The organism is Helicobacter pylori (assembly GCF_003636935.1).
GTDB lineage: Bacteria > Campylobacterota > Campylobacteria > Campylobacterales > Helicobacteraceae > Helicobacter > Helicobacter pylori_CH.
Genome location: NZ_MVVH01000001.1, coordinates 238303 through 260304, shown reverse-complemented (window position 1 = coordinate 260304; position 22002 = coordinate 238303). Strand labels below are relative to the sequence as shown.

At 38.2% G+C, this 22002-nt stretch carries 24 protein-coding genes; 17 read left to right on the top strand and 7 right to left on the bottom strand.

Going from position 1 to position 22002, the window contains the following annotated elements:
* Positions 1 to 49: 49 nt before the first annotated feature.
* The 3 genes from EAL87_RS01300 to pseI are packed head-to-tail and all read left to right on the top strand — an operon-like array spanning position 50 to position 2990.
* A complete protein-coding gene (locus tag EAL87_RS01300) occupies positions 50 to 1327 on the top strand; it encodes an apolipoprotein N-acyltransferase (RefSeq protein ID WP_120912657.1) in 1278 nt (425 codons plus the stop codon).
* Positions 1324 to 1965 (top strand): ABC transporter ATP-binding protein, encoded by a 642-nt coding sequence (locus EAL87_RS01295; protein WP_120912656.1) that lies wholly within the window; start codon positions 1324 to 1326, stop codon positions 1963 to 1965. Before EAL87_RS01300 ends, EAL87_RS01295 begins: the two co-directional genes overlap by 4 nt.
* A gap of 2 nt (positions 1966 to 1967) precedes the next feature.
* Complete coding sequence (gene pseI / locus EAL87_RS01290) at positions 1968 to 2990, top strand: pseudaminic acid synthase (protein WP_120912655.1); 1023 nt, start codon at positions 1968 to 1970, stop codon at positions 2988 to 2990.
* Between the two features lie 537 nt (positions 2991 to 3527).
* Here pseI and efp read toward each other — a convergent pair.
* Genes efp through cbf2 form a run of 3 tightly spaced genes read right to left on the bottom strand, consistent with a single transcriptional unit; the run spans position 3528 to position 5948 of the window.
* Complete coding sequence (efp, locus tag EAL87_RS01285; RefSeq protein WP_000974267.1) at positions 3528 to 4091, bottom strand: elongation factor P; 564 nt, start codon at positions 4089 to 4091, stop codon at positions 3528 to 3530.
* 21 nt (positions 4092 to 4112) lie between these two features.
* Positions 4113 to 5036, bottom strand: coding sequence for a class II fructose-bisphosphate aldolase (locus tag EAL87_RS01280; RefSeq protein WP_120912654.1), 924 nt, complete (start codon positions 5034 to 5036; stop codon positions 4113 to 4115).
* 12 nt (positions 5037 to 5048) lie between these two features.
* On the bottom strand, positions 5049 to 5948 hold the full coding sequence (gene cbf2, locus EAL87_RS01275) for a peptidylprolyl isomerase CBF2 (protein WP_120912653.1): 900 nt from the start codon (positions 5946 to 5948) through the stop codon (positions 5049 to 5051).
* Positions 5949 to 6095: 147 nt separating this feature from the next.
* On the opposite strand from cbf2, the gene EAL87_RS08180 reads away from it, so the two are divergent.
* The 13 genes from EAL87_RS08180 to EAL87_RS01210 all read left to right on the top strand — a co-directional run bounded on the left by EAL87_RS08180 (position 6096) and on the right by EAL87_RS01210 (position 17227).
* Positions 6096 to 6314 (top strand): hypothetical protein, encoded by a 219-nt coding sequence (locus EAL87_RS08180; RefSeq protein ID WP_120912652.1) that lies wholly within the window; start codon positions 6096 to 6098, stop codon positions 6312 to 6314.
* Positions 6315 to 6419: 105 nt separating this feature from the next.
* The gene (locus EAL87_RS01265; protein WP_120912651.1) at positions 6420 to 7139 is read left to right on the top strand and encodes an EI24 domain-containing protein; all 720 of its coding nucleotides are present in this window, start codon (positions 6420 to 6422) and stop codon (positions 7137 to 7139) included.
* Entirely contained in the window at positions 7133 to 7900 is a 768-nt protein-coding gene (gene fliR / locus EAL87_RS01260) for a flagellar biosynthetic protein FliR (RefSeq protein ID WP_120912650.1), read from the top strand. The genes EAL87_RS01265 and fliR overlap by 7 nt, the downstream gene beginning before the upstream one ends.
* A 9-nt stretch (positions 7901 to 7909) precedes the next feature.
* Positions 7910 to 9085 carry a molybdopterin molybdotransferase MoeA gene (locus EAL87_RS01255; protein WP_120912649.1) on the top strand — a complete coding sequence of 392 codons (1176 nt, stop codon included), beginning with the start codon at positions 7910 to 7912 and terminating at the stop codon, positions 9083 to 9085.
* A 60-nt stretch (positions 9086 to 9145) separates the two neighbouring features.
* Positions 9146 to 10237 carry a peptide chain release factor 2 gene (gene prfB, locus EAL87_RS01250; protein ID WP_000371131.1) on the top strand — a complete coding sequence of 364 codons (1092 nt, stop codon included), beginning with the start codon at positions 9146 to 9148 and terminating at the stop codon, positions 10235 to 10237.
* Between the two features lie 69 nt (positions 10238 to 10306).
* Entirely contained in the window at positions 10307 to 11050 is a 744-nt protein-coding gene (gene cheZ / locus EAL87_RS01245) for a protein phosphatase CheZ (protein WP_120912648.1), read from the top strand.
* Positions 11051 to 11052: 2 nt separating this feature from the next.
* On the top strand, positions 11053 to 12342 hold the full coding sequence (locus EAL87_RS01240; RefSeq protein WP_120912647.1) for a peptidase U32 family protein: 1290 nt from the start codon (positions 11053 to 11055) through the stop codon (positions 12340 to 12342).
* Between the two features lie 35 nt (positions 12343 to 12377).
* Entirely contained in the window at positions 12378 to 12641 is a 264-nt protein-coding gene (locus tag EAL87_RS01235; RefSeq protein WP_120912646.1) for a tetratricopeptide repeat protein, read from the top strand.
* Positions 12632 to 13108 (top strand): CiaD-like domain-containing protein, encoded by a 477-nt coding sequence (locus EAL87_RS01230; RefSeq protein WP_162972516.1) that lies wholly within the window; start codon positions 12632 to 12634, stop codon positions 13106 to 13108. Before EAL87_RS01235 ends, EAL87_RS01230 begins: the two co-directional genes overlap by 10 nt.
* Positions 13109 to 13483: 375 nt before the next feature.
* Positions 13484 to 14161 carry an acid response regulator transcription factor ArsR gene (arsR, locus tag EAL87_RS01225; RefSeq protein WP_101023775.1) on the top strand — a complete coding sequence of 226 codons (678 nt, stop codon included), beginning with the start codon at positions 13484 to 13486 and terminating at the stop codon, positions 14159 to 14161.
* Positions 14162 to 14184: 23 nt separating this feature from the next.
* Positions 14185 to 15510, top strand: coding sequence for an acid-sensing histidine kinase ArsS (arsS, locus tag EAL87_RS01220; protein ID WP_120912644.1), 1326 nt, complete (start codon positions 14185 to 14187; stop codon positions 15508 to 15510).
* Positions 15511 to 15532: 22 nt separating this feature from the next.
* On the top strand, positions 15533 to 16504 hold the full coding sequence (gene hemB / locus EAL87_RS01215; RefSeq protein WP_120912643.1) for a porphobilinogen synthase: 972 nt from the start codon (positions 15533 to 15535) through the stop codon (positions 16502 to 16504).
* Complete coding sequence (locus EAL87_RS01210; protein ID WP_000532100.1) at positions 16505 to 17227, top strand: YebC/PmpR family DNA-binding transcriptional regulator; 723 nt, start codon at positions 16505 to 16507, stop codon at positions 17225 to 17227.
* 518 nt (positions 17228 to 17745) lie between these two features.
* On the opposite strand, the gene hcpD is transcribed toward EAL87_RS01210, so the two are convergent.
* Positions 17746 to 18666 (bottom strand): Sel1-like repeat protein HcpD, encoded by a 921-nt coding sequence (gene hcpD, locus EAL87_RS01200; RefSeq protein ID WP_120912642.1) that lies wholly within the window; start codon positions 18664 to 18666, stop codon positions 17746 to 17748.
* Between the two features lie 152 nt (positions 18667 to 18818).
* Between hcpD and rfaJ the strand changes: the two genes are divergently transcribed.
* Positions 18819 to 19922, top strand: a complete 1104-nt coding sequence (gene rfaJ / locus EAL87_RS01195) for an HP0159 family lipopolysaccharide 1,6-glucosyltransferase (RefSeq protein WP_120912641.1) — start codon at positions 18819 to 18821, stop codon at positions 19920 to 19922.
* Here rfaJ and EAL87_RS01190 read toward each other — a convergent pair.
* The 3 genes from EAL87_RS01190 to EAL87_RS01180 are packed head-to-tail and all read right to left on the bottom strand — an operon-like array spanning position 19919 to position 21986.
* Positions 19919 to 20875, bottom strand: a complete 957-nt coding sequence (locus EAL87_RS01190) for a PDC sensor domain-containing protein (RefSeq protein ID WP_120912640.1) — start codon at positions 20873 to 20875, stop codon at positions 19919 to 19921. The genes rfaJ and EAL87_RS01190 overlap by 4 nt on opposite strands.
* Before the next feature lie 21 nt (positions 20876 to 20896).
* Positions 20897 to 21385, bottom strand: coding sequence for a shikimate kinase (locus EAL87_RS01185; protein ID WP_108341911.1), 489 nt, complete (start codon positions 21383 to 21385; stop codon positions 20897 to 20899).
* Positions 21386 to 21389: 4 nt separating this feature from the next.
* Positions 21390 to 21986, bottom strand: coding sequence for an AMIN domain-containing protein (locus EAL87_RS01180; protein WP_205584679.1), 597 nt, complete (start codon positions 21984 to 21986; stop codon positions 21390 to 21392).
* Positions 21987 to 22002 lie beyond the last annotated feature (16 nt).

Here is a 22002-nt window from a genome sequence, read left to right as displayed (position 1 = left end):
AATAAAGCTATAATATTCTAAAACAATCTTAAGGTTTCAAAATTTAGCCATGCGTCTTATTCTGTTCAACCAAAACGCTTTTTTATTAGCGTGCATGTTTGTTTCAAGCGTGTATGCGAATGTTTTTTTAGACGCTTATGCGGCTGAAAACCCCTATATTTCTATCATACTCACAAGCCTATTAGCCCCTTTAAGCATGCTAGCGTTTTTAAAAACCCCTAAAAATAGCGCTTTTGCTTTGGGGTTTTTTGTGGGGGCGTTATTGTTTTATTGGTGCGCTTTAAGCTTTCGCTATTCGGATTTCACTTATTTATTGCCCTTAATCATTATTTTAATAGCGTTAGTTTATGGGGTTTTATTTTATTTGTTGCTCTATTTTGAAAACCCCTACTTCAGGCTTTTGAGTTTTTTAGGCTCTAGTTTTATCCACCCTTTTGGATTTGATTGGTTAGTCCCGGATAGCTTTTTTTCTTATAGCGTGTTTAGAGTGGATCAATTATCGCTAGGGCTTGTTTTTTTAGCTTGCATTTTTTTGAGCGCTAAACCCTTTAAAAAGTATAGGATCATAGGGGTTTTATTGTTACTTGGCGCGTTGGATTTTAATGGTTTTAAAACAAGCGATTTAAAAAAGGTTGGAAACATTGAACTAGTTTCTACAAGAACGCCCCAAGATTTGAAATTTGACTCAAACTACCTTAATAACATTGAAAACAACATTCTTAAAGAAATCAAGCTCGCTCAAAGCAAGCAAAAAACCTTGATTGTTTTTCCAGAGACCGCCTACCCTATCCTTTTAGAAAACTCCCCCTTTAAAGCTAAACTAGAAGATTTAAGCGATAATATTGCTATTTTAATAGGGACATTGCGCACCCAAGGCTATAGCCTTTATAACAGCTCGTTTTTATTTTCTAAAGAAAGCGTTCAAGTCGCTGATAAAGTGGTTTTGGCCCCCTTTGGCGAGACAATGCCTTTACCCAAGTTTCTTCAAAAACCTCTTGAAAAGCTCTTTTTTGGCGAGAGCGCTTATTTATACCGCAACGCTTCTCATTTCAGCGATTTCACATTAGATGGTTTTACTTTTCGCCCCCTGATTTGCTATGAAGGCACTTCCAAACCCGCTTATTCAAACAGCCCTTCAAAAATTTTTATAGTGATGAGCAATAACGCATGGTTTAGCCCAAGCATTGAACCCACTTTACAAAGAACGCTTTTAAAATACTATGCAAGGCGTTATGATAAAATCATTTTGCACAGCGCGAATTTTTCACCTTCTTACATTTTAAGCCCTAGTTTATGGGGCGATATTCTTTTTAGGAAACGATCATGATTAAAGCCGTTAATATTTCTCATGCCTTTGAAAAGCCTCTTTATAATGGCGTGAATTTGCATGTTAAGCCCAAAGAAAGCCTAGCGATTTTAGGCGTGAGCGGGAGCGGGAAAAGCACGCTTTTAAGCCATTTAGCCACCATGCTAAAACCGGATAGCGGAATAGTTAGTTTGTTAGAACACCAGGATATTTACGCCTTAAATCCCAAAAAGCTTTTGGAATTACGGCGCTTAAAAGTAGGCATAGTCTTCCAAGCGCATTATCTTTTCAAGGGTTTTAGCGCTTTAGAAAACTTGCAAGTCGCTTCAATTCTAGCCAAGCAAGAAATAAATCATTCTATCTTAGAACAATTAGGCATAGCCCATACCCTAAAGCAAGGCGTGGGCGAATTGAGCGGCGGCCAGCAACAGCGCTTAAGCGTTGCCAGAGTGCTTTCTAAAAAACCCCAAATCATTATCGCTGATGAACCCACCGGGAATTTAGACACCACTAGCGCTAATCAAGTCATCAGCATGCTGCAAAATTACATTATAGAAGAAGAGGGGGCGTTAGTTCTAGCCACGCATGATGAGCATTTAGCCTTCACTTGCTCTCAAGTCTATCGCTTAGAAAAAGAAGTTTTGATTAAGGAAAAATAAAAATGTTACAACGCCCTAAAATTGTCGCTGAATTGAGCGCTAATCATAACCAGGATTTAAACCTAGCTAAAGAAAGCCTCCATGCCATTAAGGAAAGCGGCGCAGATTTTGTCAAGCTCCAGACCTACACGCCAAGCTGCATGACTTTAAACTCTAAAGAAGATCCTTTCATCATTCAAGGCACCTTATGGGATAAAGAAAATCTGTATGAATTATATCAAAAGGCTTCTACCCCCCTAGAATGGCATGCGGAATTGTTTGAGTTGGCTAAAAAGCTTGATTTAGGCATTTTTAGCTCGCCTTTTAGCTCACAAGCTTTAGAGCTTTTAGAGAGCCTGAATTGCCCCATGTATAAAATCGCTAGTTTTGAAATCGTTGATTTGGACTTGATTGAAAAGGCCGCACGCACACAAAAACCCATTATCCTTTCTAGCGGTATCGCCACAAGCATTGAATTGCAAGACGCTATTTCTTTATGCAAAGGCGTGAATAATTTTGACATCACCCTTTTAAAATGCGTGAGCGCTTATCCCAGTAAAATAGAAGACGCTAACTTATTGAGCATGGTTAAATTAGGCGAAACCTTTGGCGTTAAATTTGGCTTGAGCGATCACACGATTGGCTCTCTTTGCCCCATTCTAGCCACCACTTTAGGAGCGAGCATGATAGAAAAGCATTTCATTTTAAACAAATCCTTACAAACCCCAGACAGCGCTTTTAGCATGGATTTTAACGGATTTAAAAGCATGGTTGAAGCCATCAAACAAAGCGTTTTAGCCTTAGGCGAAGAAGAGCCTAAAATCAATCCAAAGACTTTAGAGAAGCGAAGATTCTTTATGCGCTCTTTATTTGTTATTAAGGATATTCAAAAAGGCGAAGCATTGACTAGCGACAATATCAAAGCCTTACGCCCCAACCTTGGCTTACACCCTAAATTTTATAAAGAAATTTTAGGCCAAAAGGCGTCAAAATTCTTAAAAGCCAACACCCCTTTAAGCGCTGATGGTATAGAACGCTCATTATAAATTTGATTAAAAAATGGGGTTTTTAATTTTGTTTTATGGTTTTAGGTTTGATTTTAAACCCATTTTCTTTCTTTTAAACTCTTAAGGGGATAGGGGCATCGCTCTCATTAAATATTACAACTAAAGTCTTATTTGAATTCCAATTCACTTTAATTTTTTAATGAAAACAAGGTTTTGGTTATTTTATTTTATCGTTTTAAACTATGTTTTAAAAACTCATTTTCTTAAGGGAATAGGGGTATTTTGAAATAATCTCACTACAACCCCCAACTAAATCCCCCTAACCCCCAAAGACAGCTTTTTAAGAGATTATCCGCTTGATTAAATCAATCTCTTATGTTTAATCTTAAAAAATGCCTTTGAATATTTTTATTGACAATCAATAAAAAAAGTCCATCAATCCTAAATAATTTTTAATCACAGATTTCACACACGCTTTAAATAAAGTTCATTAAACAAAGCCCAAAAAGGGGCTGATAACACCTCTCATGACAAAAAGGCTGTGTTTAAAAACGCTAACTCAATAAAAAGATAATCTCATTTCACCTTTTCAAGATACTCTTCTGTTTCCGTATTGACTTTAATCACCTCACCCTCTAAAACATGGAAAGGCACTTGCACGACCGCACCGGTTTCTAAAGTCGCTGGTTTCTTGCTCGCGCTTGAAGTGTCGCCCTTAAAATTAGGGGCTGTTTCTACAATCTTTAAAGCCACAACTTGAGGCACATCCACTGAAATCGCTTTGTCATTATGCAATAAAACTTGCACTTGCATGCCGTCTAGCATCCATTTAGAAGCCTCACCCACTTGAGAGTCGTTCAAAGCAATTTGCTCATAGCTCTCTATGTCCATGAATTGGTATGTATCGCCATCATGATAAAGGTATTGCATCGTTTTTTCAACCAGATTAGGCTCTTCGCACTTATCCCCCGCATGGAAAGTCTTCTCAATCACCTTGCCGTCCAAAAACGACTTGATTTTCGCGCGTACAAAAGCCGCACCCTTGCCGGGCTTGACATGCTGGTATTCCACGATCCTATAAGGTACACCGCCTAATTCAATTTTTAAACCCTTTTTGAGCTCACTCATCCCAATTGCCATATTACATTCTTTCCTTGTTGATTAAATTTTATTAGCACTACCCAAAAGTTTCATGCGCTCTTTGACCACATTTTTAAGCGCTAATTGGGCCGGAGAAAAAAACTTCCTCAAATCAAATTGGCTCTTATCTTCATTAGCCACCTTACGCACTTCTGCGATGAAAGCAATCCTTAAGTCCGTGTCGGTATTGACCTTATTGATCCCCCCTTTCACGGATTCTTGTAAAAATTCAAAAGGCACGCCCTTAGAGCCTTTCAAATCGCCTCCAGCGTCCAAATAAGATTTCCTCACATTATCCGGTATCGCGCTCGCTCCATGCAAAACTAAAGGGATATTAGTGAGTCTTTTGACTTCTTGCAAGCGTTCAAAATCCAATTTGGGCTCGCCCTTAAATTTAAACGCTCCGTGGCTTGTCCCAATAGCTGGGGCTAAGTAATCCACTTGAGATTCTTTGACAAACTGCTCCGCTTCTTTAGGATTCACTAACACAGCGTCCTTTTCATCTACCGAAATATTGTCTTCAATCCCCATTAAACGCCCCAACTCCGCTTCCACGCTCACTCCAGCGTTATGCGCCATTTTGACCACTTTAGAAGTCAATTCCAAATTTTCTTCAAAAGCATGATGGGACGCATCAATCATCACAGAAGTGAAGCCCGCTTTCACGGCCTTTTCGCAGCTTTCAAAAGTGGTGCCATGATCTAGGTGTAAGGCTACAGGAATGTGCGGGTAGCGTTCGCACATGATTTTCACCATGCCTACTGCCATATCAATCCCCATGTATTTGATCGCTCCTTCACTCGCTTGAATGAAAAGCGGGGAATTTTCCTCATTGCCTGCTTCAAAAATAGCGTTTAGCATTTCAAAATTCACGAAATTAAACGCCCCTACCCCATAACCTTCTTTATGGGCTTTCAATAAAATTTCACTACCTCTAACTAACATGACAACACCTCATCACTTATCGTTAATAACAATTTTAGCGTGCTTCCTTAGTTCCTCGATTCGTTGATTCATGCGTTCTTGGAAAAGCTTTTCTTGTAACATCCCCTTAATGGTGGGTTTAGCTTGCTCATAAGTATAAGTTACAGGACTATCTTTAGAAATCAAATAGATGATATGATAACCAAACTCCGTTTTAACAGGGGTTTTAGTGTAATTCCCAGGAGTTAAAGCGAAAGCGGCTTTAGAAAAATCCGGAGCCATTTGGTTTTTTTGGAATTTCCCTAAATCACCGCCATTTTGGGCGTTTTTGCTGTTAGGATCGATCGTATCACGATTGGCTAACTCAATGAATTTGGCTTCTTTTTTAGTCTTTGGCTGCTTGTCAATCTCAGAAATAATCCGTTTAGCCTCATCTTCGGTTTTCACTAAAATATGCCTAGCGTGGGCTTCTTGTTTGACAAAAAGCTGATCTTTATTAGCGTTGTAAAAATCTTGCATTTCTTTTTCGGGGATTTGGATTTTTTTCACTTCTTCAGCCTGTTTTTTAGCCCAAAATTCCACCAAAGCCTGTTTTTTAACCGCTTCCATCATCGCTTTAAATTCTGGAGTTTGATCCAACTTTTCTGCCTTAGCCTCATTTTCTACAAGTGCGGTGCGGATAGCTTGCTCAATCAAGGCTTCTTTTTCTTTCTCTTTAAGTTTGTCAAAATCAAAATTAGGATTTCGTTGCTTAATCATGTCAAAATCGCTTTTGGTGATGGGTCTGCCATCCACTGTCGCCAACACGCCTGCTGAAGCGTCAGTCGTTTTTTTGGCGTTATGCGTAGCGTTCGCATTATGAGCCGGCTTAGCCATCAAAAACGACGCGCTCAACGCACCCACTAACGCTAAATTTAAGATATTTTTTTTCATTGTGTGTTCTCCACTCTAAACTAATTTTCATCATTAAACTTGCATTATAGCAAATTTAAAACAAAATCAGCTATCATAATTATAGAAAACTCACATTAAGGGGTAAGAAATGCTTAAAGTTATTCATTCCGTTCAAAGTGGGTAAAAATGTTCGCCTCAGATGTTGTAATAATATTTATTATCTTTTTTGGTGTTAGTTTTATTCTTTTTGGAAAGGAAAAGAATGTTAAAAAGGATTCAAAAATTCTCGATGCAATTATGAATATAATATTCGTAATTATTGTTGTATGCATTTTCTTTCCTTGGTTACCAATGTTATTATTCTATGTATTTGGTTTTTTAGCATTGCATGTTATTCCATATTAAGTAATTTCTATACCTTTAGTCAATCTCATATTGATAAGCTTACTATATAAGATTAAGGGACTTTGCGCTTAAATACCCCTTAAAAAGTGAGTTTAAAAAAGGCTTATGGTTTTGTTTCTATCCATTTTTAAAAAAAGTTTTAATGATTTTTTAAGCGCTAGAATGCTTTTAATCAATCTTGGCCCTATCCTTTTGAGTTTGGCGTTTTTTGGAGCTGTTTTTTACTACAATGGCGGTAGTATTGTGGGTTATTGCCAAACTTTATTACCGCAATCTTTGAATGACTATTCCTATTCTCAAGGCTTTTTTGCTGGTGTGTTCGCATGGGTTTTTAAAGCGTTAGTGTATTTTCTTATTTTTTGGTTCGTGATTCTTTTGAGTTTAATCATCAATATTTTTGCGTCTATTTTTTACACCCCTTTAGTGGTTTCTTATTTACACCAAAAATATTATCCCCATGTTGTTTTAGAAGAATTTGGCTCTATCCTTTTTTCTGTTAAATATTTTTTAAAATCGCTCCTTTTTATGCTTTTATTCTTAGCGGTTTTAACACCCTTTTATTTCATTCCCTTTATAGGGATCTTTTTTTCTACAATCCCGCATTTCCTCTTTTTCAAAAACACCATGAGTTTGGATATAGCCAGCATGATTTTTAATCATCAAAGCTATCAAAACCTACTCAAACAACACCGCTTGAAGCATTATCGTTTTTCGTTTTTTTGCTATCTTTTTTCCTTAATCCCTTTTTTTAATTTTTTTGCCACCTTGTTGCAAACCCTAATGCTAGTGCACTACTTTTTTATCTTTAAAGAAAAAGAATGTTAGATTTTCTCCAAGAGCTTAGCACCCCCCATGTTAGGGATTTTTTCTTGTTGTTTTTAAGGGTTAGCGGCGTGCTGTCTTTTTTCCCTTTTTTTGAAAACCATTTAGTACCTTTGTCTGTGCGTGGGGCTTTGAGCTTGTATGTGAGCGCGATTTTTTACCCCACTTTAGAGTTTTCAAACGCTACTTACACGCCAGAGGGTTTTATCATCGCTTGCTTGTGCGAATTGTTTTTAGGGGTGTGCGCGTCTGTCTTTTTACAAATCGTCTTTGCAAGTTTAGTGTTTGCAACCGATAGCATCAGCTTTTCTATGGGGCTTACGATGGCGAGCGCGTATGATCCTATTTCAGGATCGCAAAAACCCATTGTAGGGCAAGCTCTTTTATTGTTAGCGATTTTAATTTTGTTGGATTTATCGTTCCATCATCAAATCATTTTGTTTGTGGATCACAGCTTAAAAGCCGTCCCTTTAGGGCAATTTGTCTTTGAGCCAGCGTTGGCTAAAAACATTGTCAAAGCCTTTTCGCACTTGTTTGTCATAGGGTTTTCTATGGCGTTCCCTATTTTATGCTTGGTGTTATTGAGCGATATTATTTTTGGCATGATCATGAAAACCCACCCTCAATTCAACCTGCTCGCTATCGGGTTTCCGGTTAAAATTGCGATCGGGTTTGTGGGCATTATTTTAATCACTTCAGCTATCATGGGGCGTTTTAAAGATGAAATCAGTTTAGCGTTTAAAGCCATTAGTAAAATCTTTTAAAGGATCAATATGATTAGTTTTAAAGAAGCTCTAAAAATCCATTCTAGCATTCCCTTAAAACCCTTAGAAACAGAGAGTATCTCTTTGTTTGAAAGCATAGGACGCATTCTAGCAGAAGATATTATTTGCATTCACGCCTTGCCTAAATTCAATCAAAGCGCAATGGATGGCTATGGGTTTAAAATGCAAGATTTAGGCAAAAAAACTCAAGTCATCCAACACATCTTTGCCGGAGATGATGTGAGCGCTTTAGAAGTTAGAGAAAAGGAATGCGTTAAAATCATGACTGGAGCGATGGTGCCAAAGGGAATAGAAACGATCGTTCCCATAGAGTGCATGCTAGAAAGCCATAAAAATTCCGCCCTAGCTCCCAAAGATTTTAAAATAAACGCCAATATCCGTCAAAAGGGCGAGAACGCTTCTTTAAACAGCGTGTTAGTCCCTAAAAATACCCGTTTGAATTATGGGCATATCGCGCTCATTGCCTCTCAAGGGTTCAAAGAAATCAAAGCGTTTAGGAAATTAAAAATCGCTCTCTTTAGCAGCGGCGATGAATTAGTGCCTTTAGGGCAAAACGCCCTAGAATGCCAGGTTTATGATGTGAATTCAGTGGGTGTTTTTAACATGCTTAAAAATTACAACACGCATTTTCTAGGGGTTTTAAAAGACGATAAAAATTTACAGCTTAAAATACTTGAATTGCAAGATTATGATGTCATCCTTTCAAGTGCAGGGGTGAGTGTGGGGGATAAAGACTTTTTCAAAGACGCCTTGAAAGAAAAAAACGCCCTTTTTTATTATGAAAAAGTCAATCTCAAACCTGGAAAACCGGTAACTTTAGCCCGACTCAATCAAAGTATTATCATAGGCTTACCGGGTAATCCTTTAAGTTGCTTAATCGTTTTACGGGTTTTGATTCTACCCTTATTGGAGCGCTTATCTTTAAATAAAGATTTTGAATTAAAACCCTTTAAGGCTCAAATCAACGCCCCCTTAAAGCTTAAAGGCGAACGTGCGCATTTAATTTTAGGCAACTATTCAAACCACCAATTCATTCCTTACAACAACAACCGCTATGAATCAGGAGCGATTCAAGCCCTTGCGCAAGTGGATTCTATCGCTTTAATTGATGAAGGAGTGGGATTGGTTCAGGGCGAAATTGAAATTTTAAGGTTTGAAAATTAAATTAGCTTTTAACAATGCTATAATGACAAGTTTAAAACCCCACTCATAAAGGTTCTGTTTGTGGATAACTACACCTATAGCGAATTGTTAAAAAGCTTGCAAAACAAATGCGATAATATCGCTTTAATCATCAAGCCTGAAAAGATCAAGCAAGAATTAGAACGCATTGAAAAAGAGCAAGAAGACCCTAATTTTTGGCAAGATGTCTTAAAAGCTAGAGACACCAATAAAGAAAAAGTGCGCTTGAACCGCTTGCTAGAAACCTATCAAAAAACGAAAAATTCTTTAGATGAAAGCGTGGAATTGTTTGAACTCGCTCAAAACGATAACGATGAGGTTACTTTATCCTTACTTTATGAAGAGGCTCCTACTTTAGAACACAGCGTGCAAAAAGTGGAAATTGAAATCATGCTAAGCGGTGAAAACGACGCCTCAAACGCTATTATCACCATTCAGCCTGGAGCTGGGGGGACTGAAAGCCAGGATTGGGCGAGTATTTTGTATCGCATGTATTTGAGGTGGGCGGAAAGAAGGGGCTTTAAAAGCGAGATTTTAGACTATCAAGATGGCGAAGAAGCGGGCATTAAAGGGGTCGCTTTTATCATTAAGGGCGAAAACGCTTATGGCTATTTGAAAAATGAAAATGGGGTGCATAGGCTTGTAAGGATTTCGCCCTTTGATGCGAACGCCAAACGGCACACGAGTTTTGCGAGCGTGCAAATTAGCCCTGAACTAGACGATGATATTGATATAGAAATTGATGAAAAAGATGTCCGTTATGATTATTATAGAGCCAGTGGGGCAGGCGGTCAGCATGTCAATAAAACAGAAAGTGCGGTTAGAATCACGCATTTCCCTACCGGTATTGTGGTGCAATGCCAAAACGACAGGAGCCAGCATAAAAACAAAGCGAGCGCGTTAAAAATGCTTAAATCCAAGCTTTATGAATTGGAATTAGAAAAGCAGCAAAGCAGCGCCAAAAATGAAGAAAAAAGCGAGATCGGCTGGGGGCATCAAATCAGAAGCTATGTCCTAGCCCCCTACCAGCAAGTCAAAGACGCGCGCTCCAACATTGCTTATAGCAATGTGGAAGCGATATTAGACGGCGATATTGATGCGATTTTAGAGGGCGTTTTGATTGCTAAAGCTTAAGTGCGCTAAAATGACAGCTAGGAATTATGGTTAAAAACGCTTTTTAAAACCAATTGGCAAGGAATAACAATGACACAAGAAGAATTAGACGCTTTGATGAATGGTGGCGATTTGGAAAACTTGGAAGCCCTAGAGGCTAAAGAAGAGGCTAAAGAGGACGCTAAAGAAGGAACTAAAGAAGAGCCTAAAGAGGGTAAAGAAAATTCCAGTTATAATGAAAAAATGACCGTCAAAAAAGAAGACGCTGAAAAATACGGTAAGATTAGCCCCAATGAATGGCCTCCCCCTCCCCCCACTGAAGAGCATAAAGTCGTGCATCAATTAGACGATGTTACAAGAGATTCTGAAGTGAAAGCCACGCAAATTTTTGATCAACTGGATTTGATCGGAGCTAGCGCTGAAAAGATCGCTAAAATGGTTAAAAAAATCCAAGAACCTTTGCAAAAACACCAAGAAATTTTTGACAATTTGCATGCGCATTTCCCCCATGTTGAATCTTTTAAAACCGCACTCAATGAGCAACAAGAAATCTTAAACGCCCTTAAAAGCATTGAAGAAGAAGCCACCAATTGCTCTGATAGCTCCATGCAAGCGATGGATATTATGCAGTTTCAAGACATCCACCGCCAAAAAATTGAACGCGTGGTCAATGTCATGCGAGCGCTCAGCCAATACATGAATTCGCTTTTTGAAGGCAAAATTGATGATTCTAAGCGCGTGAGTTCAGCGACTTTTATCACCGGCGATGATGATAAAGATTTAGCCAGCGCTGATGATATTGAAGTCTTGATCGCTTCTTTTGGAGCCAAGTAGTTTTGAACCAAGTTGAATTACTCTCTCCAGCCGGTAATTTAAAAAAACTTAAAATCGCTCTCAACTATGGGGCTGATGCGGTTTATGGGGGAGTGAGCCATTTTTCTTTACGCAATCGTGCAGGCAAGGAATTCACTCTAGAGGCCTTTAAAGAAGGGATTGATTACGCTCATGCATTGGATAAAAAAGTCTATGCCACGATCAATGGTTTCCCTTTCAATTCACAGCTCAAACTTTTAGAAGAACATATTTATAAAATGGCAGAGCTAGAGCCAGACGCTTTCATTATCGCTGCGCCTGGTGTGATGAAACTCGCTTTAAAAATCGCCCCGCATATTCCTGTCCATTTATCCACGCAAGCGAATGTCTTAAATGTGCTCGATGCACAAGTGTTTTATGATTTAGGGGTCAAACGCATTGTGTGCGCTAGGGAATTGAGCCTGAATGATGCGATTGAAATTAAAAAAGCCTTACCCGATTTGGAATTAGAAATCTTTGTGCATGGGAGCATGTGCTTTGCCTTTTCAGGGCGTTGTTTGATCTCGGCTTTACAAAAGGGGCGCGTGCCTAATAGAGGGAGTTGCGCGAACGATTGCCGGTTTGATTATGAATATTACGTGAAAAACCCTGATAACGGCGTGATGATGAGGTTGGTTGAAGAAGAGGGCGTAGGCACGCATATTTTTAACGCTAAAGACTTGAATCTCTCTGGCCATATCGCTGAAATTTTAAGTTCCAACGCTATTAGCGCGCTTAAGATTGAAGGGCGCACCAAGTCCAGTTACTACGCCGCGCAAACCACGCGCATCTATCGTTTAGCGGTTGATGATTTTTACCATAACACCTTAAAGCCGAGTTTTTATGCTAGCGAATTGAACACGCTTAAAAACAGGGGTTTTACGGACGGCTATTTGATGCGAAGGCCTTTTGAAAGGTTGGACACTCAAAACCACCAAACAGCCATTAGCGAAGGGGACTTTCAAGTCAATGGCGAAATAACCGAAGACGGGCGTTTTTTTGCATGCAAATTCACCACTACCACTAACATGGCTTATGAAATCATTGCCCCCAAAAATGCGGCTATCACGCCCATAGTCAATGAAATTGGCAAGATTTACACCTTTGAAAAACGCTCTTATTTAGTGTTGTATAAAATCCTTTTAGAAAATAACACCGAGTTAGAAACCATCCATAGCGGGAATGTGAATTTAGTGCGACTGCCCGCACCCTTGCCGGCTTTTAGTTTTTTGCGCACCCAAGTAGAGTCTAAAAAAATGGAGTTTAATAATTAAGAATGGGTATTCTTTAAAGGGTAATTGAAAACACCATGCCGTTAGAAACTATCACGCTCGCTCGTATTTATGAAGAACAAGGGTTTTTTGAAGAAGCGTTGCAAATTTATGCTCATATTTTAAACAAAACCCCTGACCATGCAGAAGCGTTAAAGCAAATGAAGCGTTTGGAAAAAATCCAAAAAAATCGCGCTCTTTTCAAACATGATGCAATATTAGAGCGGCATTATTTAAATTTTATCAAAGGGGATTGTTTGAGCGTTGAGGATTTAGAAAAATGGCTGGCAGAATGGAATTGAAAAACATTATTTCAGAAACCCTTAATGAAATTGAAAAAATGGCTAAAACCATTGATGATGGTTTTAATACGGTGCAAAAAACGCCCTCTTTTTTCAAAACGCCCCCCAATTTGCAAAACACCCCAAACCCTAAAAATGCTAACACCCCTTTAGAGTTAAAAAACGCTGCTAAAATAGAAACGCAAGAAAAAATCGCAGAAGAAAATACAGAAGAAAAAGAAGAAGAGGCGCTAGAAATCATTATAGAAGAAATCACACAAGAAAACCCCACACAAGCGCCGGTTTCAAACGAGCGGGTTTTTTTAAAAAACTTACTAGAAAGAACCTTAGTGTTATTGAAAGGCATGCAAGCTTTAGAAGAAGAAAAAGCGTTAGAGCGGTTGGATCTAGTGGCGCGTTTCTTGCAATACCAATTGAGCGTGCTTGAAAAACGTTTGGAGTCTTTGGGGGAAGAAGAGACAGAATAAAAAAGGCTCAAAGACATTTTTTTAAATAAGATAGTAAAGAGCTTGATTTCAAGCAAGCGATAGCCTCTTAAAAAAAGCGATCTTCTTGGATTAGGGGATTTTAGTTGGAGGTTGTAGGAGGAGAATTATTTCAAAATACCCCCTATCCCCTTAAAAAATAAGTTTAAAAACAAAAAAATAAGGCTCTAATTTTCAATATTCCATGAAAACAAAGCCTTAAATTCCATTAATAACTATGATAATGTTTTGAATTTTTATTTTTAAGACATATTCAAGGTATCTTTAATAATAAAATGCTAGAATTAGTCCTTTGAAACGTTAACAAAGTTAATCGTTTTTAAAGTTGCAGAAATCATTGAAGGAGTTAATTGAAGTATGATAGAAGTTTTAATGATAGAAGATGATATAGAATTAGCCGAGTTTTTGAGCGAGTTTTTGCTCCAACATGGCATTCATGTAACCAATTACGATGAGCCCTATACCGGTCTTAGTGCGGCTAACACGCAAAATTATGATTTGTTGTTGTTGGATTTGACTTTGCCTAATTTAGACGGGCTTGAAGTGTGTAGGCGCATCTCCAAACAAAAACATATCCCTATTATTATTTCTTCAGCAAGAAGCGATGTGGAAGATAAGATTAAAGCGCTAGATTATGGGGCTGATGATTACCTCCCTAAACCCTATGATCCTAAGGAATTATTAGCTCGTATCCAATCGCTACTCAGGCGTTCTCATAAAAAAGAAGAAGTGAGTGAGCCAAGCGATGCGAATATCTTTAGGGTGGATAAGGATAGCCGAGAAGTGTATATGCATGAAAAAAAGCTAGACTTAACTAGGGCTGAATACGAAATCCTTTCGCTCCTCATTAGCAAAAAAGGTTATGTGTTTAGCCGTGAAAGCATTGCGATTGAGAGCGAGAGCATCAACCCTGAAAGCTCTAATAAAAGCATTGATGTGATCATTGGCCGTTTGCGATCTAAGATTGAAAAAAATCCTAAACAACCGCAATATATCATCTCTGTTAGAGGGATTGGTTATAAATTAGAATACTGATTCTAATAAGGAGTTAAGGGGTTTTGCGTTTTTCTATCTTTTTTAAGGTTGTCGCTTTGTTTATGATAACGCTCTTTAGTTTTGGAGCGTTTGCTTATTATTTTGTGTCTTCTCAAATCAGTCATGAAAACTATCAAAACGAAATGCGCCATTACCAGTTTGTTACCACCATCAATGAAATTTTAAACAACTACTCCGATTATACAGCCATAGAAGATTACCTCTATAAAATCGGTTTTAGAGAAACCACGATAGAAAATTTAGAAAAGGTTTTAGCCAAAAGACGCCACCAGTTGCACCATAGAAATATTGGGTATGCGGAAGTGTTTAAATTCAGCGACATGGTTTTTATCCTTTTAAAAAAGAATGAGCATTTTGTGCTTTATAAGGATTTGCATTCGGTTTCTTATAGGAATTATTTCTTAGCGATTACAGTGGGTTTATTATTGATTTTATTCCTCTTTTTATTTGTTTTGCAGAGTTTATTGCCCTTAAGAGAGTTGAGATCTCAAGTGAAGCGATTCGCTCAAGGGGATAAAAGCGTGAGTTGTAAAAGCAAGCAAAAAGATGAAATAGGGGATCTGGCTAACGAATTTGACAATTCCATCCAAAAAATCAATGCGATGAATGAATCTCGGGTTTTATTTTTGCGCTCTATCATGCATGAACTGCGTACCCCTATCACTAAGGGCAAGATACTAAGCTCTATGCTCAAAGAAGAGCTGTCTTACAAACGCTTTTCATCTATATTTGATCACTTGAACACGCTAATTGAGCAATTTGCCCGCATTGAGCAGCTCGCTTCCAAAAACTATGGGAGCAATAAAGAAAAATTTTTAATGAGCGATTTGATCGATAAAATTGAAAAAATGCTTTTAATTGACGAGGATAAAAAAAGCCCTATCCATGTGTCCTCTTCCAATTACATCATTGAAGCGGATTTTGAATTGTTTGCTATAGCGTTAAAAAACATGATAGACAATGCGATCAAATACAGCGATGACAAACAGGTGTTTTTGGATTTCATAGGCAATAACTTAGTGGTGTCCAATAAAAGCAAACCTTTAAAAGAAGATTTTGAAAAGTATTTGCAACCTTACTTTAAATCTTCTAACCCCAGCCAAGCCCATGGTTTTGGGTTAGGCATGTATATCATTAAAAACGCTTTAGAGGCTATGGAGTTAAAATTGAGCTATCATTATAGCAACGGGAGAATTTGTTTCACTATCCATGATTGCGTTTTTAATAGTTTTTACGATTTAGAAGAGGATAATGAAGAGCTACCCCCCCGAAAATTTGAGAGAGGCGAGCGGAATGAAGGGAACAGAAAAAGCCAATTGTGGGGTTAAAGAAAAACAATAAAGAGAGAACATGTTCAAACGATTGAGAAGATTACGAAGCAGCGAAAACTTAAGAGCGATGCTAAGAGAAACGCATTTAAATATTGATGATTTCATCGCTCCCTTATTTGTCATAGAAAGCGATGGTTATATTAAAAATGAAATCAGCTCCATGCCCGGCGTGTATCAAATGAGTATAGAGCCTCTTTTAAAAGAATGCGAAGAATTAGTGGGTTTAGGCATAAAAGCCGTTTTATTGTTTGGCATTCCTAAACATAAGGACGCTACAGGAAGCCATGCGTTAAACAAGGATCACATTGTCGCAAAAGCTACGAGAGAAATTAAAAAACGATTTAAGGATTTGATCGTTATAGCGGATTTGTGTTTTTGTGAATACACCGACCATGGGCATTGCGGGATTTTAGAAAACGCTTCTGTGTCTAACGATAAAACGCTAGAGATTTTAAATCTTCAAGGGCTTATTTTGGCTGAAAGCGGTGTGGATATTCTAGCCCCAAGCAACATGATGGATGGGAATGTTTTCAGCTTGAGAAAAACGCTAGATAACGCCGGCTATACCCAAACGCCCATCATGAGCTATTCCACTAAATTTGCGAGCAGCTACTATGGGCCTTTTAGAGATGCGGCCAATTCTGCACCGAGTTTTGGCGATCGCAAAAGCTATCAAATGGATTACGCTAATCAAAAAGAAGCGCTTTTAGAAAGTTTAGAAGATGAAAAGCAGGGTGCGGATATTTTAATGGTGAAACCGGCTTTGGCGTATTTGGATATTGTTAAAGAAATTAGAGATCACACTTTGCTCCCTTTAGCGCTCTATAACGTGAGTGGGGAATACGCCATGCTCAAACTCGCGCAAAAGCACAACCTGATCAACTATGAAAGCGTTTTATTAGAAACGATGACTTGTTTTAAAAGAGCGGGAGCGGATATGATTATCAGCTATCATGCTAAAGAAGTGGCTAACTTATTACAAAGGAATTGAATGGGACGAGCGTTTGAATACAGAAGAGCGGCTAAAGAAAAACGATGGGATAAGATGAGTAAGGTTTTCCCCAAGCTCGCTAAAGCGATCACTCTAGCGGCAAAAGATGGCGGGAGCGAGCCGGACACGAACGCCAAACTGCGAACAGCGATTTTAAACGCTAAAGCGCAAAACATGCCTAAAGACAATATTGATGCGGCGATTAAAAGAGCGAGCAGTAAAGAGGGGAATTTGAGCGAAATCACTTATGAGGGTAAGGCGAATTTTGGCGTGTTAATCATCATGGAATGCATGACTGATAACCCCACTAGAACGATCGCCAACCTTAAAAGCTATTTCAATAAAACGCAAGGAGCGAGCATCGTGCCTAATGGCTCTTTAGAGTTTATGTTTAATAGAAAAAGCGTGTTTGAATGCTTGAAAAATGAAGTAAAAAATTTAAAACTCAGCCTAGAAGATTTAGAGTTCGCTCTCATTGATTATGGTTTGGAAGAATTAGAAGAAGTGGAAGACAAGATCATTATCAGGGGGGATTATAACAGCTTCAAGCTCTTAAATGAGGGGTTTGAAAGCTTGAAATTGCCCATTTTAAAAGCGAGTTTGCAACGCATCGCCACAACGCCCATTGAATTGAATGACGAACAAATGGAGCTTACCGAAAAATTACTGGACAGGATTGAAGACGATGATGATGTGGTCGCGCTTTATACGAATATTGAGTGAAAGGCAAAAAGGCTCAAAGGATTTTTAACAAAACCAACAAAAAGTTTTGTCGTTATAAGCTTGTAAAATCCTATAAAGAGTTATAAAACTCCTTTTTTATTGGATTTTTAATTTTATTTTGATTAGTTTTTGTTTTTGTCAAATAGGAATAAGCTTGATTCAATATTCTTTTTTAAAAAACTTGTTTTTAAGCTTTTTTATAGTTAGTTTTTATTTTGTGGTAAAGTTATTTCTTAAAGCGGATAGGGGGATTTTGAAACAACACCCCCTTTTTTTAACCCCATTAAATCCTAAGATCGCTTTAAGGAATTATCGCTACTTCTGTGTAAGCTCTTTTATGTTTATTTTAGAATGCCTTTGAGTGTTTTTATTATCAATATGGGAATAAATCCAAACCCTAAATCTGTAGATTTTTAGTCTCAATACCCACCAATAGAGACGCTTAATCCCCATTTGATAGCAAGAGAGGTGAAAGATTTCTATAAGAGAGTTTTAATCATTAGCCCTTAAGCTTTAGCTTATTGCGTATCATCTTGCGTGTCGTTTTGCGCGTCATCTTGCAAATTATCAGACTTCTTTCCAATCACTTCTTCTAACACTTTACAGCTACCACTAAAGCCTAAAGCACACCCTTTCTTATAATACGAAACGGCTTTATCTAAATCCTTTGGAGCGCCCTTACCCGTGTAATACATCACCGCCACATTATGACAGCCGCTCCCTTCTTTTAAAAAACAACCCTTTTTATAAAGATTCAAGGCTTGCTCTCCATTTTGTTTGACATTCATACCGACTTCATACATGTATCCCAAGCTCACACAGCTCGCTCCGTCTTTTAAATGGCACCCTCTTTTAAAATTCGCAAGGGCTTTTTTCAAATCCTTCTCCACGCCTTTGGCGTTCCTATACATATACCCTGCAAAGTTACAACTAATGCCGTAATTCAAACTGCAAGCGTATTTAGAAAGAGAAAGGGCTTTGGCATAATTTTGCTTAACGCCCGTGCCATTAAAATACATAAAACCCAAACTCCCGCAGCTCACCCCACCCTTTAAGTGGCAACCTCTCCTGTAATAATAGATAGCCTTTGGAAGATTTTTTTGAACGCCATCGCCATCTTCATACATAGAGCCTAGACTCGCACAAGCGAGATGATTCCTCAAATTGCACCCCCTTCTGTAATAGAAAACGGCTTTTGGAATATTCTGATCCACGCTATCGCCATCTTCATACATAGAGCCTAAACTCGTGCAACCAACCCCCACTCTCAAATTACAGCTCCTCTTATAAAAAGCCACCGCTCTATGGTAATCCCCTCTCTTAAAAGCTTGAGTAGCCATCTTAAAATATTTCTCACCGGTTGTAGCCACCAAATGACCAAAACAGCTTGCCATTAAAAACAAAATCAAAAACCACTTCTTAGTCCAACTCTTTATCATCTCATTCCTTACAAAACTAAGCCAAAGCTCACACAAAGAAAAATCAGTAAAACCCTAATCTAATTGGTTATTATAGTATAATAACTAAAAAAATAAATTCAACTTTTGGATTAAATTTAATTAAAAAACCTATTTTAGGGAAACCACTTAAAATGAGTATCATTATTCCTATCGTCATCGCTTTTGACAACAATTACACTATTCCGGCTGGCGTGAGCTTGTATTCCATGCTGACTTATGCTAAAACAGAAAATCATAACAAAAAGTTATTTTATAAAATCCACTGCTTGGTGGATAACTTAAGCCTTGAAAACCAACAAAAATTAAAAGAGACTCTAGCCCCCTTTAGCACTTTTGCGAGCGTGGATTTTTTAGACATTTCAACCCCTAATCTTTATACCCCTTCCGTAGAACTCTCTGCGATTGATAAAATCCATGAAGCTTTTTTGCAACTCAATATTTACGCTAAGACTCGCTTTTCTAGAATGGTCATGTGCCGTTTGTTTTTGGCTTCTTTATTCCCAGAATACGACAAAATCATCATGTTTGATGCGGACACTTTGTTTTTAAACGATGTGAGCGGAAGTTTTTTCATCCCGCTAGATGGTTATTATTTTGGAGTGGCTAAAGATTTTTCTTCTCCTAAAATCCCTAAACACTTTCAAACGGAAAGGGAGAGAGAGCCTCGCAAAGCCTTTTCCCTTTATGAGCATTACCTTAATGAAAGCGATATGCAAATCATCTATGAAAGCAATTATAACGCCGGGTTTTTAATCGTGAATTTAAAGCTGTGGCGTGCTGATCATTTAGAAGAACGCTTATTGAATTTAACCCATCAAAAAGGCCAATGCGTGTTTTACCCTGAACAGGATCTTTTAACTCTCGCATGCTATCAAAAAGTTTTAATCTTACCTTATATTTATAACACCCACCCTTTCATGGCCAATCAAAAACGCTTCATCCCTGACAAAAAAGAAATCGTCATGCTGCATTTTTATTTTGTGGGAAAACCTTGGATTTCACCCTCTGCTTTATATTCTAAAGAATGGCATGAGACTCTTTTAAAAACCCCTTTTTATGCTGAATATTCCGTGAAATTCCTCAAACAAATAACAGAATTTTTAAGCCTTAAAGACAAACAAAAAACCTTTGAATTTCTTGCCCCCCTACTCAATCCAAAAACCCTTTTAGAATACGTCTTTTTTAGATTGAATAAGATTTTCAAACGCTTGAAAGAAAAGCTCTCAAGCTTCTAGCGTTCTCGTTTGGGCAACACGCTATAAGCGAATTTAACATAAATCGCTAAACTGATCAAAAGCACTGCCACACCAACAGCCAAATACACCGCATAAGTGATTTTATCCGGTTCGCTCACGCTGAATTTAAACACTAACATTAACGCTTCAATGGCTAAGGCGATAATGATAGAGCCTAAAAACCTGATCATCGTGCGGTGGATCGCATGGTGGTTGTCCCCGCTATTTTTACCCAAAACTTCTTCTTCAAAAATCGCCTTGACTAGATCAAAGGTGGCTAAAGCTAGGGTTAAAAGCACAATGGGGTGGAACACTTCTTTAATGTCAAAACTGCTAAAATTGACAATCGCTGTCCAAAAACTAGAAATGCATTTCACAAATAAAAGCAGCGACACTAAAGTGAGCATGATAGAAATCATAAAATACATAACCATGCTCCCTTCGCTAAAGGTCCTAAAATACTTTGAAGGCGAGCTGATTTCAATCGCCACTCTCAAAGGGATTTGCAAGCACACCACAAACGCTAGATCATTATTTTGATCATACACCGGGTAAGATGCGCTCACTACCAAATGGTTTCCTTTTTTAGAAGGGTAAGGGTCGGTTAAAATGCAACGCTTTTCATTCACGGCTTGATAAAAATAATACTTATCGCTAAAACTGGCATGCGATTCTAATTCAATCCCTTCTGTTAAATCATGCTCTAATATCCCCTCCTTATGCCCTTCCTCTTTAAGTTGGCTTGGCTTAAGAATTAGCATGCCTTTAGCGTCTAACACAAAAAAACTTTTTGCCATTTTGATTTCAGCATGCATTCTTCTGATCTGTTTGTTTAAATAATCCAAAGTGATTTCAGGGAGGTGGTTGCGGATATTGTGCGAAAACAAATAGGTAAGATAAGCGTATAACTCGGTGCGGATCTTGGAATATTGGACAATGTCTCTACTTAACATCAAAAGGCCTTTAAAAAGAATTTATGCGATGAATTGTAGCACTTGTTTTAAAGAATTATTTAAACCACCCCTTGCATCAATGATAAAGGAGGCGTTTTTTTCATAGAGGGCTTGGCGTTTTTCAAAAAGCTCTTTGGCTTGAATGAGATTATTCAAAAGGGGGCGTTTTTCCCTTTCTTTTTGGTTCAAACGCTTAATCAAGGTCTCAAAATCCATTTTGAGGTAAAAAGTTGTGCCTAAACCCTTAAGGTTATCATGCATCACAATGCCCCCACCGGTAGAAATAACATGGGGGGTTTTGAGCGTTTTTAATTCATCAATCAAATTTTTTTCAAACATCCTGAAATTGTCTTCGCCAAGCTCTTCAAAAATCTCCCTCACGCTCAAGCCCACCCTCTCGCTAATGATCATATCCGTATCCAACACTTCTAATTTCAAAGCCAGACCCAATTCTTGCGCTAGAGAGCTTTTGCCGCTCCCCATAAAACCGATTAAGACTAAATGCTGCATGCTTTTATTTCAGTTTTAATTCATACGCCCCGTTTTTTTCTTCCAAAAGATAGCGGTATTTCCCATCTAAAATGAGCGTGATGCGGTAATAATCTTTGTGCGTGCCGACTTTAATGTGAGAAAAAAACTTCTGGTTTAAATCCATATTTTGATAAATATCCAAAGGGCCTTTTTGCGTGTCTAACACGATTCTATAAGGATTGACCAGCACAAAAGAGCGCAAAATCTTATAAGGGGAACGCAAGATTATCGTGTTGTTTGCCATTAAAAAATCAAAATCTTGGATCTGGTAGCGTTTTTCAAAGGCGTCTTGATTAAGGGTGTGTTGGGAAAGTTTTAAAGGGTAATGCCAATCAATGCTTTTATCAATGCCCACGACTTTAGAATGGATAGAGCCATCAATATCTTGGTAGGTGAGCGTGATTTGTTTTAAAATCCTAGCGCTCGTGGGCAAATCCACATGGATTTCTTTAAAATAGCTATCATAGATCCCATTAAAGCCCCCTTGCAAATTCTTGGAATTGATTTCAGGCTCAAAAGGGTTGTCTCTAGCCAATAAAACGCTTAAAACCACCACCAAACCTATCGTCTTTTTTAACACTGCCATTTCCTTAAAT

Excerpts from the sequence above, each read along its gene's own strand:
- EAL87_RS01210 (WP_000532100.1), top strand. The coding sequence starts at position 16,505 with ATGGGACGAGCGTTTGAATACAGAAGAGCGGCTAAAGAAAAACGATGG.
- EAL87_RS01265 (WP_120912651.1), top strand. The coding sequence starts at position 6,420 with ATGGTTTTGTTTCTATCCATTTTTAAAAAAAGTTTTAATGATTTTTTA.
- hcpD (WP_120912642.1), bottom strand. The coding sequence starts at position 18,666 with ATGATAAAGAGTTGGACTAAGAAGTGGTTTTTGATTTTGTTTTTAATG.
- cheZ (WP_120912648.1), top strand. The coding sequence starts at position 10,307 with ATGACACAAGAAGAATTAGACGCTTTGATGAATGGTGGCGATTTGGAA.
- rfaJ (WP_120912641.1), top strand. The coding sequence starts at position 18,819 with ATGAGTATCATTATTCCTATCGTCATCGCTTTTGACAACAATTACACT.
- fliR (WP_120912650.1), top strand. The coding sequence starts at position 7,133 with ATGTTAGATTTTCTCCAAGAGCTTAGCACCCCCCATGTTAGGGATTTT.
- EAL87_RS01300 (WP_120912657.1), top strand. The coding sequence starts at position 50 with ATGCGTCTTATTCTGTTCAACCAAAACGCTTTTTTATTAGCGTGCATG.
- EAL87_RS01235 (WP_120912646.1), top strand. The coding sequence starts at position 12,378 with ATGCCGTTAGAAACTATCACGCTCGCTCGTATTTATGAAGAACAAGGG.
- EAL87_RS01280 (WP_120912654.1), bottom strand. The coding sequence starts at position 5,036 with ATGTTAGTTAGAGGTAGTGAAATTTTATTGAAAGCCCATAAAGAAGGT.
- EAL87_RS08180 (WP_120912652.1), top strand. The coding sequence starts at position 6,096 with ATGTTCGCCTCAGATGTTGTAATAATATTTATTATCTTTTTTGGTGTT.
- efp (WP_000974267.1), bottom strand. The coding sequence starts at position 4,091 with ATGGCAATTGGGATGAGTGAGCTCAAAAAGGGTTTAAAAATTGAATTA.
- EAL87_RS01255 (WP_120912649.1), top strand. The coding sequence starts at position 7,910 with ATGATTAGTTTTAAAGAAGCTCTAAAAATCCATTCTAGCATTCCCTTA.
- pseI (WP_120912655.1), top strand. The coding sequence starts at position 1,968 with ATGTTACAACGCCCTAAAATTGTCGCTGAATTGAGCGCTAATCATAAC.
- EAL87_RS01190 (WP_120912640.1), bottom strand. The coding sequence starts at position 20,875 with ATGTTAAGTAGAGACATTGTCCAATATTCCAAGATCCGCACCGAGTTA.
- arsR (WP_101023775.1), top strand. The coding sequence starts at position 13,484 with ATGATAGAAGTTTTAATGATAGAAGATGATATAGAATTAGCCGAGTTT.
- EAL87_RS01185 (WP_108341911.1), bottom strand. The coding sequence starts at position 21,385 with ATGCAGCATTTAGTCTTAATCGGTTTTATGGGGAGCGGCAAAAGCTCT.
- cbf2 (WP_120912653.1), bottom strand. The coding sequence starts at position 5,948 with ATGAAAAAAAATATCTTAAATTTAGCGTTAGTGGGTGCGTTGAGCGCG.
- EAL87_RS01230 (WP_162972516.1), top strand. The coding sequence starts at position 12,632 with ATGGAATTGAAAAACATTATTTCAGAAACCCTTAATGAAATTGAAAAA.
- hemB (WP_120912643.1), top strand. The coding sequence starts at position 15,533 with ATGTTCAAACGATTGAGAAGATTACGAAGCAGCGAAAACTTAAGAGCG.
- EAL87_RS01295 (WP_120912656.1), top strand. The coding sequence starts at position 1,324 with ATGATTAAAGCCGTTAATATTTCTCATGCCTTTGAAAAGCCTCTTTAT.